Source organism: Thermosporothrix hazakensis, assembly GCF_003253565.1.
GTDB lineage: Bacteria > Chloroflexota > Ktedonobacteria > Ktedonobacterales > Ktedonobacteraceae > Thermosporothrix > Thermosporothrix hazakensis.
On sequence record NZ_QKUF01000060.1, the window covers coordinates 1 to 10,698 of the forward strand.

The 10,698-nt window shown below is 51.2% G+C and carries 15 protein-coding genes and 1 pseudogene; 6 read left to right on the forward strand and 10 right to left on the reverse strand.

The window, feature by feature from the left end; translation table 11 throughout:
- The coding region (locus EI42_RS34150; protein ID WP_249033494.1) for a hypothetical protein at positions 1-284 on the forward strand (284 nt) is incomplete at its 5' end.
- A 798-nt stretch (positions 285-1,082) separates the two neighbouring features.
- The gene (locus tag EI42_RS31115) at positions 1,083-1,604 is read left to right on the forward strand and encodes a DUF2690 domain-containing protein (protein WP_111326784.1); all 522 of its coding nucleotides are present in this window, start codon (positions 1,083-1,085) and stop codon (positions 1,602-1,604) included.
- Between the two features lie 160 nt (positions 1,605-1,764).
- Here the strand turns inward: EI42_RS31115 and EI42_RS31120 are convergent, their stop codons facing one another.
- Positions 1,765-2,025: a hypothetical protein gene (locus EI42_RS31120; protein WP_111326786.1), complete on the reverse strand. Its 261-nt coding sequence runs from the start codon at positions 2,023-2,025 to the stop codon at positions 1,765-1,767.
- A gap of 611 nt (positions 2,026-2,636) precedes the next feature.
- A complete protein-coding gene (locus EI42_RS31125) occupies positions 2,637-3,089 on the reverse strand; it encodes a hypothetical protein (RefSeq protein ID WP_111326788.1) in 453 nt (150 codons plus the stop codon).
- A gap of 1,104 nt (positions 3,090-4,193) precedes the next feature.
- Between EI42_RS31125 and EI42_RS33640 the strand changes: the two genes are divergently transcribed.
- Positions 4,194-4,352 carry a hypothetical protein gene (locus EI42_RS33640; protein WP_211326441.1) on the forward strand — a complete coding sequence of 53 codons (159 nt, stop codon included), beginning with the start codon at positions 4,194-4,196 and terminating at the stop codon, positions 4,350-4,352.
- Positions 4,353-4,966: 614 nt separating this feature from the next.
- Here EI42_RS33640 and EI42_RS31140 read toward each other — a convergent pair.
- On the reverse strand, positions 4,967-5,161 hold the full coding sequence (locus tag EI42_RS31140; RefSeq protein WP_111326795.1) for a hypothetical protein: 195 nt from the start codon (positions 5,159-5,161) through the stop codon (positions 4,967-4,969).
- A 16-nt stretch (positions 5,162-5,177) separates the two neighbouring features.
- Positions 5,178-5,450: pseudogene (locus EI42_RS31145) on the reverse strand (protein-L-isoaspartate O-methyltransferase family protein); the annotation flags it as partial.
- A 152-nt stretch (positions 5,451-5,602) separates the two neighbouring features.
- Between EI42_RS31145 and EI42_RS31150 the strand changes: the two are divergent.
- Positions 5,603-6,088, forward strand: coding sequence for a hypothetical protein (locus EI42_RS31150; protein ID WP_111326799.1), 486 nt, complete (start codon positions 5,603-5,605; stop codon positions 6,086-6,088).
- Complete coding sequence (locus EI42_RS31155; protein WP_211326442.1) at positions 6,085-6,810, forward strand: RNA-guided endonuclease InsQ/TnpB family protein; 726 nt, start codon at positions 6,085-6,087, stop codon at positions 6,808-6,810. Before EI42_RS31150 ends, EI42_RS31155 begins: the two co-directional genes overlap by 4 nt.
- Positions 6,811-7,115: 305 nt before the next feature.
- On the opposite strand, the gene EI42_RS31160 is transcribed toward EI42_RS31155, so the two are convergent.
- The 6 genes from EI42_RS31160 to EI42_RS31180 form a co-directional block, all read right to left on the reverse strand.
- A complete protein-coding gene (locus EI42_RS31160; protein WP_111326803.1) occupies positions 7,116-7,376 on the reverse strand; it encodes a hypothetical protein in 261 nt (86 codons plus the stop codon).
- Positions 7,377-7,417: 41 nt separating this feature from the next.
- A complete protein-coding gene (locus EI42_RS31165) occupies positions 7,418-7,663 on the reverse strand; it encodes a hypothetical protein (protein ID WP_111326805.1) in 246 nt (81 codons plus the stop codon).
- 144 nt (positions 7,664-7,807) lie between these two features.
- The gene (locus tag EI42_RS31170; RefSeq protein ID WP_111326807.1) at positions 7,808-8,044 is read right to left on the reverse strand and encodes a hypothetical protein; all 237 of its coding nucleotides are present in this window, start codon (positions 8,042-8,044) and stop codon (positions 7,808-7,810) included.
- Positions 8,037-8,306, reverse strand: coding sequence for a hypothetical protein (locus tag EI42_RS31175; RefSeq protein ID WP_111326809.1), 270 nt, complete (start codon positions 8,304-8,306; stop codon positions 8,037-8,039). Before EI42_RS31175 ends, EI42_RS31170 begins: the two co-directional genes overlap by 8 nt.
- Positions 8,303-8,458, reverse strand: a complete 156-nt coding sequence (locus EI42_RS32995; RefSeq protein WP_170143051.1) for a hypothetical protein — start codon at positions 8,456-8,458, stop codon at positions 8,303-8,305. The genes EI42_RS31175 and EI42_RS32995 overlap by 4 nt, the downstream gene beginning before the upstream one ends.
- The gene (locus tag EI42_RS31180; RefSeq protein WP_111326811.1) at positions 8,455-8,691 is read right to left on the reverse strand and encodes a hypothetical protein; all 237 of its coding nucleotides are present in this window, start codon (positions 8,689-8,691) and stop codon (positions 8,455-8,457) included. The genes EI42_RS32995 and EI42_RS31180 overlap by 4 nt, the downstream gene beginning before the upstream one ends.
- A 448-nt stretch (positions 8,692-9,139) precedes the next feature.
- On the opposite strand from EI42_RS31180, the gene EI42_RS31185 reads away from it, so the two are divergent.
- Positions 9,140-10,192, forward strand: a complete 1,053-nt coding sequence (locus tag EI42_RS31185; protein WP_111326813.1) for a hypothetical protein — start codon at positions 9,140-9,142, stop codon at positions 10,190-10,192.
- Positions 10,193-10,698 lie beyond the last annotated feature (506 nt).

A 10,698-nucleotide genomic window follows, 5' to 3' on the forward strand; every position in this document is an offset into this window, starting at 1 on the left:
TTTTACTAGCCTTTCTTCTGTTTCTTGATATGCTCTTCTATTGCCGTCAGGATTTCCCCATTCAAGGATCGATGATGCTGTTTGGCTATCTCTCGTATCTGTTCCAACAGATGAGCAGGGAGCCGGACGTTGAGGGATTTGATACCGTCTTTCATGTAGCTATGAAAGCACCATTCTGGCTACATGTCAACAGGGCACGGTACCCCGATGCCCCAACCCAACATAAGGAAGACCCATTCATCCCCGGCATGAATGCACGGGGCTTTCTGGGTCGTTCACGGTAAAGCTGTTGCTGCTTGCGCACCTCGGCAAAACCGTGTCAGAGAGTCCCTATGCGCACTCTTTCCCCTCTGACAGGCATGGGGCGTCTGATGAGCCTGTAAGAAGGTCTCAAGCAGGCTTGCTCGTTACGGTGACGACTCCCCATGTCTGAAGCTCAGGGGTCTTCTGGCACGCAATCGATGAATCGAAGCAAGACCATACCTGGTAATGGCTCTGCGAGTTGTGACGGCACACATTGACATCGTCCCTTCATATTAGCACAGGCGCAAGTGGCTCACTGATCCTGTCTCAGGCTATCGAGCATGCTCCCCATGTTTGGCACAGCGGGTCGGCATCGCCGTGATATCCGGGATCTCATAGAGTCCTGCTCTGTTGTTAGCCACTGTGTCAGCTCCTGCGTCAGTTATGCGAAAGCGGGCCAGTTCGCGCGACTGATCTGATTCAGTTTCTGCAATGGGGCAGCGTCGGGAATGCCGGGGGCAAGGGCTGCACAGCGAAGCGAAAAAAGTCTCGTTCACTCCTGAGGTGAGACCATGCTTGGTCTGTGCCAGGGTGTTGTGACGCACGCGAAACAATACGAAAGGGAAGAGATGCGCTCCTGAGCGGGACCCGAGCGAAGTATGAAGGATGAGATGCTGAGAAGGTGGAAAAATCCGCCTTCTCTTTTTGGGTGTGTGACATCAGGATGACCGTACGAATCATGCAAAAAAACGTGGTGTTTTGGACGATTTCGGGGGCGATTTCGGTTCTGCTCCGGAGGAAGCTGGAATACTGGAAGAAAACACGAGGAGGCTATTTCTATGAAGCGTTTGATGATCTTGTTTGGTCTGTTGTTCGTTGTGATGATGGGAGGGGGAATCCTGTGGCATGGGAGCGCTGTGGCACATGCGGCGGGAGAGTGTCGTCAGGGAGAAGTGTGTGTGGAGGCGCATGTTGATGTGACGTGTGCGCAGGAGCTGAGTATGATGCATTGTGAGTATACGGATCCGGAGACACAGGGGTGCGCGGTTGACGCGCAAACGACTGGCGTGGCCACTTTTCTTTTGGATGGAAAAACGGTGGGTCGTCTGGAACGGCGCTATTCGCCGTGGTGCCAGACGAGTTGGGGGCGATTGTGGGACTATCGAGGGGAGGGAGGGGCGAGATTGCGGATTGCGAATGAGGTTGAGGGAGGCGTGTCGTGGAACGAGGAGGATGGAAGTCGAGGGGTTTATAGTGTCATGGTGACAGTGGAGCGGCATGGATTTTTGATCGGGGTGGAAGGGTGGCTCTGGAGCGATGATGGAAGGGAGATTAAGGCCTCGATCCCCCAGGGGGAGTAGGCTATGTAGTTTGGTCATCCTGTTCCCTGTGTCTGGAGAAGCGGAGACTGGCTACCCTGTTTCCGCGATGATGGGGAGAGAAGACCTTTTTGAGGACAGAATGAGCAGCCGGTGTACCCGCAAAGGGCCACCGGCTTTATCATGCTGTCCAGGCGCTCAGCTAGAAGCGAGGGGCGGGTTGTGGCTCGGAGTCGTGAGGATAAGCCTGGAGAGTTGGTTCAGGTAGTGTTGAGGTAGAAGGGCGCGTCAACGTCGGGGAGAGTGTTGGCGTGGGTGTGATGGTAGGTGAAGATGCTGGAGAGGTAGGATAAGCGATGGAAGGTGCTGGCTGCCGTGGCGTGAGGGTGAGCCAAAAGATGAGCGCCAGAGAGAGCAGAGCGAGTATGGCCAGGGCGAGCCAGAAACGGCGTACAAGAGTCATGCGATCAGTTCCTTTCTGGTATGGTGGTGGTCTTCGTCGTAGTGAGACATCGTTACATCCTTTCAGGTGAAATGTGCGGGCACAATAGGTGTGCACCGTTGGTAGTGTAGCTGGTGAGTGGGGAAAGAAGGTGGGAAGGAACCGGAAGAGAACGGAGAGATAGAGGTGGTATTGGGAAAGAGGTGAGAGGGCCAGTCTTTTCCCTGGCCCGGTGTGATTAGTCATAGTGCGACATAGAGGCCCTCCTTGCTATGTATGTATAGGCGGTGATCGAGGGTGAATAGAGAGGGTTGGGTGTGAGGATACATGAAAAAAAAGGCAGCGTGGCTGGTAAGGCCAGAGCTGAGAGTCTCGGAAAGCAGTGCATAAGAAACCTCCTCCGGGGCGGATAAGTAGTGAGCGAAAGAAAGATGAAACAGGTTCATGAAATGAGAGCATTATTTCAAAAATTTTTAGTGTTCTAAAGGAAGTATAGATGTTTGTTGTTTTGTAATGTGGGAGAAAGGAAAGCAGAAATTGGGGTGAGTAAAGAAGAAGCAGGTGTAAGAACATCGGAGGAAATGCCGTTACTGGGATAAGAGGCTCCCCAAGAAGGGGAGCCAGCAGGAAGATCAGGAGACGCAGGAGAAGGTGGGGTGAGTTGCCTGGAGGTAGGAGATAGGACCGGAGAGGGTTCCCATGAGAGTTGGTAGGAGTATAGAGAAGGAGACGCCTTGTTCGGGATGTGAACAGGTGTGGAGGGTTTGAAAGATGGTGGAAGCGTGTGGCGTGAGCAGCCTGGAGAAGAATAGCGGGAGCCAGGGAGAGGAAAAGGCGGGGAAGGTTCCATCGTTGTCGATAGTTAGGGGTTGCTGCTGGTTCAGGGCATGGGCTGCGCAGGGGGTGATCGTGATGGTGGTGGTTGGGAGCAGGCCCTGCAATGAGGTGCGCAGGCGAATGACATTGTCATCGGTGGTACAAGGATCGGTAGGAGCGGAAGCAGCAAGCGCCGTTGAGCCGGGGAGAATGGCGAAAGCTCCGATAGCAAGGATAACAGCACAGAGTGGAAGCAGCAAGTGTTTCATAAGATTCTCCTTTTTTGGTATGTTGAGAGGTGCAATGTGCACCTGGGAGCAGGATAATCGAGGGGGATGGAACGAGAACGGGAAAGAGGGGGGAGGGTTCCGGTTTCTCAAAACCGGGAAGCAGGTGAGATTGCGGATGTCAAAAAGGGAAGCGGGAAAACGGTGGGAGCGAGCCAGGAGAGAGGTGGGAGAGGGAGTGGCCAAAGCTGGCACTCATAGGTGTGTGGATATTTCTGAGCCATTCCGGCTGATATCCGTCGAGGTTCTGTCTACGAGATGGGAGGGATGGAGGATGAGGTGTGTGGTGGTTTGGAGAGTGCCAACATATCTCGTCTCCGACGTGTCGTTCTGGTCGCTATCGCATTGGTGTTCCGGCGCTGTACCGGATTCCAAAACACGGATACCATCCAGCAGGCACCTCCGAACCGGAAAGAGGACACAGCCTGTTCTGGATTCCAAAAATCGGAACAAAGCCGGAACAGGTGCTTTTCCGGAAATGAAACAGCTGGCCCGGGTTCGGCGGAAAGAGAAATGAGGTAAGGAGAAGCTTCTGTAGCATCTTTTATATTATATTACACATTGAATTTTGTTTTATTCTCTTTTATCTCTATGATAATGGAAGAGTATGATGACTTTCATGCGTACAGGAGAGAGGAAGTGGATGTATCAGGGAAAAACAGCCAGCTTCGTTCACCTCATCTGTATGATTTCCCGCTTTTAGGGCTCTCCCTAACTTTTGGTGAAGTCTCCTCACGTCCTGTTGGAGATATGGTCTGTTTGTGGCATGAAACACGAACAAGAGGCACTTCTAGAGCTTGTATGATTTTCCGTCTTCAGAATGATGAAATTCCTGTATTATATGTATAATAAGTAAAAATAAGAAAATCAGAAGATGTTTTTCAGAATTTACAGTTAATAAGATAAAATAGATATTTTTGTCTATAAGTCTGTATGAAGGTATGCTGTGGAAGCCCGCGGACTTCAGCAGCACAGTATGATTCAGCAACTGCTCGTGCCTGTATCCTGACTGATCGCTGATGCAGTAGGCTGGCTCGCAAAGTCAGGTCACAACGTGGCGAGATCGCTTCTTTCACACTTCCCCGGATGACCTTTCGGGGCTCTTCTCGCGTCCTCGTTCCACCCGCACGGGATCTCTCGCATCTGGCGCGAAGAGGGGTGCTCGTCGGGCCTGAGCCGCCTCAGAAGCAGCCCTGGTCTCACCGCGAGCCATTGGAAGACGTGCAGATCGATTTCAAGATCTGATGAGTTAGTCGTAAAGATCTGCCTGGCGTTGCCAGGCATCATAGGCCGCAGTTCGATGCTGCCACTCGAAGCATTTCGTTGCTTTTGTCCAGCTTGCCGGTACTGCCTTGCTTTGTGTATTTCCCTTTTTCAGCGTTCTATATTGCGCATATCGGCCAGCCTCAAGAGCGAGCTACTCACAGAAACGCTGATATCACCGATTGGTTTCATCTGAACGCTGGAGCCAGGGCTGTTCTTCGAGCGACCTCGTCAGCCCTCCTTCATGAGATCGAAACTCTGAGTACCATACAGATACTTTGGTTTGCCCTTTTTGACTTCATACCTCAGTTTCCCATAGCCTTGCTTCTTGGCAATTGCAGTGAAGAAGCGATTGAGGACGAGCCATCTGAGGTGTTGTTGGATGCAAGGATGTAAGCGAAACGTCGGCAGAATGTGAGGTGATATCGTCCGCGAGCATAAGAACTGCCTTCATGAGCGCAGTAATAAAAAAGAGGCACAAATGGTCGGGCTATACCTCGTCTCTCTCCAAGAGAGAGTATATCTGTGCTCATTCATTGTCAAGAGGTTGGGTGTATTTTCTAGAATATGGCTGGAGCACCAGCGGCAGAGCTCAGTTATCCGGCTTGCCAGAACTGCCACCATTTGCGCTGGCGCGCCTGGCTGGAGGGCACAGAGCGGTCTTTCTGCCAGGTCCAGCCGACCGGGCACGGTGAAACCAGCGGCACGAAGTAAAGGGTATTGGCAAAGGCGTTGATCACTTCCTGCTTGACTTCTCCTCGCCTCTTCTCGACCCCTGAGAATATCCCCATACACACGCCCATCTCTCTACTGGCCAGTAGGCGCGATGAGCGGAGACTGTTGCTCCGCCACCTGATCGAGAAGATCTTGTTCCACATGATCCTGAGAAAAGGCGCAACCAAAAATCATCCGATCGAAGGGGGCAGAGTGGGGCAGCCCTTCAGCGGCGTCGCCCTGCATGATGGTGACATTCTCTATGCCGAGTTTTGCCAGACGATCCTTCGCAAACTCGACGCGTTTGGGATCACGCTCTACTGAGTAAACGTGCTTACACATCCTGGCAAGGATAGCTGTCTGATATCCTGTGCCGGTACTACCTTCATCAGACGAGACCTGCGGAGACCCCTTGCTTCAGCTATGGGGAGGAAGCAGGTCTTCCTTTCTTGGGGCTTGGAGACAGGAGTGAACCTGCACCTATTGACCAAACTGTGTATATATAAGATACTTCTTGCATGGACAGAACGATCATCTTGCAGCTCCAACCGAACAGTGAGCAAGCACAGGTGTTGCAGCGAACCTTGCAAGCACACACTGATTGTTTTCACGCGGTAGCTCAAGAGGGCTTTACGACCTCGTGTCACAATGGGGTAGCACTGCATAAGCGGATCTACTATCCCTTGCGTGCGACGCATCCTGACTTGCCCGCTCAACTGGTCTGTGCTGCTCGTGTGAAAGCCACCGAAGCCGTCAAATCGGCCCTGGATCGACGCAAGAAGGGGCGTAAAGCGAGTACCCCGCGTGCGCGTCTCTGTCCGATTCGCTACGATCACCGCTCCTACTGGGTCAAGTGGGAAACCATGACCTGCAGCCTTGCAACCACTGGTGGGCGAGTTGAATTGCCCTTCGTGGTGCCCCCCTCTGCCGCCAGATCGGAGGCAAGGTATGCAGTGCCGACCTTTGCGGGAGCAGAGGTCGTTATACGCTGCATGTGGTCGTGAGCATTCCTGATCCGGTGGTTGCCCCAGCGGGGAAAGTCGTGGGTGTTGATCTCGGGTTGAATCGTCCTGCTGTCACCTCCAATAAGCAATTCCTCGGTGAACGTCGCTGGAAAGAGCAAGAGCGTCGGATCTTCCGTCTCAAGCGGAAACTGCAAGCCAAAGGCACAAAGAGTGCGAAACGCCACTTGCGCAAGCTCTCTGGCAAACTGCTTCGGCAACGCAAAGATCATGACCATGTTCTCAGTAAGCGCATCGTTGCCCACACCCCTGCGGGTTCGACCATGGTGGTTGAGAATCTGACGCACATTCGCTCTCGTGCCAGGATGAAGAAGAAGACAGAAAGCCAGCGTCGCCTTCATTCGTGGAGCTTCGCACAGTTTCACGCTTTTCTGACCTACAAAGCACAGGAGAAGGGAATCAGGGTGGTCAAAGTTGATCCTCGTCATACCTCCCAGACCTGTTCTCGCTGTGGGCATCAGGCTCGCAAGAATCGTCGTTCTCAAAGCCTCTTCCTGTGTCGTGAATGTGGCTACTGCCTCAATGCCGATCTCAACGCGTCTCACAATATTCGAGAGAAATACCTCTCGTCTCTTGCCAGCCTCGGTATATCCTTGGTTGGTGGGTCATCGTCAAGCGGCCTCTCGTCTCAACCCCTCGTGGGTGAGGGACAAGCCCCCGGCTTGAGCCGTGGGGGACTTGACACACGACCTCATACCCTTTGAGAAAAAACAGCGCCACCATTTTGAATAGTACCCCGGGTTGTGAAAGTAAACCAGCCCGCCCTTTATTAGTGAAGACATCGGGCAGGAAGTCGCTCAGCTCTTCTGGGACAAAATGCACTCTGTCAATCTCCTCAAACAGCTTTACAAGCTTCTCGGGATAGGGCTTAAACTGTTGGGCAAATTCCCTCACAATATCCAAAAATGGACGAGTGTGGTCAACGGGCCGGAAATTCGTCATTGTTCCCTTTCTCCTTCCACGAACACAAGGGAGAGAGGAATACGGCGTCCTCTCTCCAAAGTATACCCTAGAAATGTTCATCAGGATCCACTTCTTCATACATTGAAAGGTCTGGGTTGCCCTCTTGACCATCTTCTTCATCGCGCCGCTTGTAGGGCCGATATTCTGTCGCCTCTGAATCATCCCACCCTGTGCCTTCATATCCACCTCCGCCGCCAGAGATTTCCTCGCCATTCTGCGCCACCAACAAGCCCGCACCGATCGCAGAGAGCAGTACAGCCGCTACTGGCACCTGAGGTGAAAACTGGCGACGACCAGCCGCCGTCACTTCTGGCCTTCGCTCTTTCGTGAAGGTATGCAGAAACGCGTTTACCAGAATGACAAGACTGATCTCAATGACAAGCGCGACGAATTTGAGAGCTGGTGACCACGCAGGACGCCAACCTCACGAATTCGCCCGAAGAGATACCGACCAGCCGCGAAAAAGCCCTGTTCACGGAGCTGCTCAAACGTCTCATGCGAAACGGACGTGCTCCCCCATGTCTCAGGAATCCGGTTTACCTCATACAACACCTGCAACCAGTCAGCGATTTTCTTGCTCATCCATTGAAGCATGCTCTGGACCCTCCCTGTCCTGTCTGGGTGTTTTTTGATGGCACATGATGATCACTTGATCGTGCCCTGATTGCGGAAACAACATTTCCGCGGCAAGCATGCGGGCCGTTTCTCGATTGATTGCGAGCACTTTGATATCGACGGTCAGCTTCGCCCGAAACAGAAAAATTTCCTTGCCCGGTGGTGACTCCACAATCTCAGCGTCTGCCAGGGAGAAAAGCCCAGATTCCTTCCCAGAGGGTGACAGAAATACTGGTTCCCGTCAAACGAAGCGATCGTATAGGGTGTCTCAGGCTCATCGGCCTCATAGCCAATCACATGGACCAGCATCCCTTGCACGGTGCGATACCAGCAGTCTTGACGAAACAACGCTTTACTCATGGGTTTGCTCCTGCTCAGAGAGAACGCCAAGAGCCCAAAGCATCGCAATGGCAAGCTGACGAGCATTCATAGTGACAAGCAGATGTGCAAGTACCGTTGTGATGGACCAGTTCTCTGAGGAGACATCGGCAAGCAGCCCGACGACAACCCGTTTCTGTTGCTCTGGGTTCAGTTGTTTGACCTTTTGCAGAAGCTGTTCCAGGCGGTATTCTGGAACGCGCCGAGGATGCTGGTCCGGGAGTTTTTGAGGAATCTCGCTCACGATTTCTGCACCACACAGCTGACACTTGTAGCTGTCCAGATGCCCTGTAAGAACCAGTCCTGGCACGGCCCGTGACACGTCGGCTCAAAGCCAAAGATGTGCTGGTCAACCAGTGCAAAAATGGCGTCATTGCTCAAGGTCGTCTGCTTCATTTTTCTCTCTCCTTCTCGATCGATTGCAGTCGCTCTTTGTCCTGTTGTCGGTGTCCGATCCGTTCGAGAAACTCCCCAAGAAGCTGGTCGCCTTTCAGAAGCTGGATGCTGCACGCAAAATAGGCAGGAACTTTTGCCGCCTCCAAAAATACGCGACGCGCTTCCTGAGGATCAGATCCACTGTACAGGGTCTGGTACCCTGCATTGACTGTGTAGCAAAATTTCTTACTCATTAACTCACCTCAAACAGTTATAATCTAAAATGTAAAGCTGATTTATCCATTCACTCATCATCTCTCAAATCTCTGTGTTTCTAAAACTTATGTTCATCCAGTATCTTCTGTTTTGAAAGAAAGCTAAGTTTTTCTAATAGAGTAAATATAATATGGTGCATGAAGACTTATAAGTGTGATAAAATAGAGCCATAAGTTTTACTTTCGGTTGCACTTTACTGTTTCTCTTAAGATAAATATAATATGTGACTATCCTATCAGGAGATAATATGCAGTATTGGTGGGTAAAGATGGGTTATCCATCATTTAGTGCAGGGAAAGATGGTTTCCCACGGCCAGGCTCGGTCCTTAAGCATTATCGATCTTTGAAAAAAAGGAAGACGGGAAAGTATGGACACAAGCCGACCTGGCTTCAGTTTTAGGCATCGCAGAACAGGCGGTACACGATATGGAAAACAGAGATGTTGGTTTCTCAATCGAACGCAGGCGGTTTTTGGCAGAAACATTCAAAATTCCACCGCTGCTCTTAGGGATTGTAACGCTCGAAAAAATCTCACAACAGCTTTCGGGGCTTAGCCCGCAAGCCTCGGGCAATGCTCAAGCGGTCCAGAAAACAAGCGTCGATGTGGATCAATATCGCCACGAGCTCCAGCAATACTGGGAGCTGAATCATGCAGATACGGTAAAGGAAGTATTCGGCACCATTCCCTACAAACTCACAGCATTGCGTCAGGCCCTTTCGCAATGCAGCAGAGGGCGAGAAGAGATACTTCTTCTGCTTTGTGACTATCACCAATTTGTCGCAAACTTCTTGAGAGATCAAGGGTTATTCGATGAAAGTGCAAAACATTTGACAAAAGCTCTCCAGCGCATAGAGTCAATGGACGAAAAGCAGTTCCGAGAGCTACGTGCGTTGATCTATCATCGAATGACTATCACCTTACAAGAACAAGGACGCTTAGAACATGCCCTTGTTGCTTGTAAAAAAGCAAGAAAAGAAAGCAACACGCTTCCGCCAGCGCTTGTCGGGGCTATCTTGCTTGAAGAAGGCCATATCCTTGCAAAGCTTGTCCAGAATGAAAAGGATAAAACAAAGGCGCTTCAAACGATTGAAGAAGCTGGAAAAATCATTCGTTCGGGGCAGGCAAAAGACGATCCCTTTTTCTTAAAGCTGAATATGGACCGCTATCATTTAACCCGAGGATCAGCCCTAGTAGCGATGCAATGGAACCAAGATGCCCTGTATGAATTGGGCGAAGTACGAGGAAAACAGAAACGCCGCCAAGCTTATACCAACATTTTGCAGGCGCAGGCGCTTCTCAATCAGAAATTGTATACGCCTGCAATTGAACTGGCTATAGAAGGGCTCGTTGTTGCCCGAGAGATACATTCACTCATCAACGTACAACGAGTCCAAAACATCTATAAACAACTTAAAACAAGTGATTTCAAGGATAACCCTGAAGTCGCTCGCCTTCACTTTCTCCTGAATTACACTTAAAATACTAGTACAGTATCTAGAGAGCACGACCGCTTGAATGGTGTGTGCTCTCTGGATTACCGAGCGACGCAGCAACCTGCCCCTGATTCGTGGAGCAGGCTAGCACCTTCAGATCCTGCGCTGCTTCAACTGCCATATCCCAAACATTCCATTGCGTTGCAAGTTCACCTTCGCTTTTCTGACCTCTGAAGGATTGCAACCAGCATATCAGGCCTTTGCACAGAATAGAGCGCACAAGAGAAACCTATGACAAAAAAAGAAGAGCGCTATGGCGCCCCGCTTTTTTGAACGGTTGAGCAGAACTGCCTGAAACAAAGTCGCAATCGTCTGTTTAAGGACTCAATTATGTGGTTCAGAATTGGGACTGCCTGTTCTCTTGGCATCCCAGAGAATAAATCGAATAGGTGTTGTATGATCGCTTCACTGTTGTTCAGTGTTGGCAGTTCTTCTGAGCTCCCTGAGCTCGGGGAGAGCCTTCTTGCGGTGAGCTCGCTCGTTGTTCGCGG

Excerpts from the sequence above, each read along its gene's own strand:
- EI42_RS31140 (WP_111326795.1), bottom strand. The coding sequence starts at position 5,161 with ATGGGGATATTCTCAGGGGTCGAGAAGAGGCGAGGAGAAGTCAAGCAG.
- EI42_RS31185 (WP_111326813.1), top strand. The coding sequence starts at position 9,140 with ATGGAAAACAGAGATGTTGGTTTCTCAATCGAACGCAGGCGGTTTTTG.
- EI42_RS31150 (WP_111326799.1), top strand. The coding sequence starts at position 5,603 with ATGGACAGAACGATCATCTTGCAGCTCCAACCGAACAGTGAGCAAGCA.
- EI42_RS31120 (WP_111326786.1), bottom strand. The coding sequence starts at position 2,025 with ATGACTCTTGTACGCCGTTTCTGGCTCGCCCTGGCCATACTCGCTCTG.
- EI42_RS32995 (WP_170143051.1), bottom strand. The coding sequence starts at position 8,458 with ATGAAGCAGACGACCTTGAGCAATGACGCCATTTTTGCACTGGTTGAC.
- EI42_RS31170 (WP_111326807.1), bottom strand. The coding sequence starts at position 8,044 with ATGAGTAAAGCGTTGTTTCGTCAAGACTGCTGGTATCGCACCGTGCAA.
- EI42_RS33640 (WP_211326441.1), top strand. The coding sequence starts at position 4,194 with ATGACCTTTCGGGGCTCTTCTCGCGTCCTCGTTCCACCCGCACGGGAT.
- EI42_RS31115 (WP_111326784.1), top strand. The coding sequence starts at position 1,083 with ATGAAGCGTTTGATGATCTTGTTTGGTCTGTTGTTCGTTGTGATGATG.
- EI42_RS31180 (WP_111326811.1), bottom strand. The coding sequence starts at position 8,691 with ATGAGTAAGAAATTTTGCTACACAGTCAATGCAGGGTACCAGACCCTG.
- EI42_RS31165 (WP_111326805.1), bottom strand. The coding sequence starts at position 7,663 with ATGCTTCAATGGATGAGCAAGAAAATCGCTGACTGGTTGCAGGTGTTG.
- EI42_RS31125 (WP_111326788.1), bottom strand. The coding sequence starts at position 3,089 with ATGAAACACTTGCTGCTTCCACTCTGTGCTGTTATCCTTGCTATCGGA.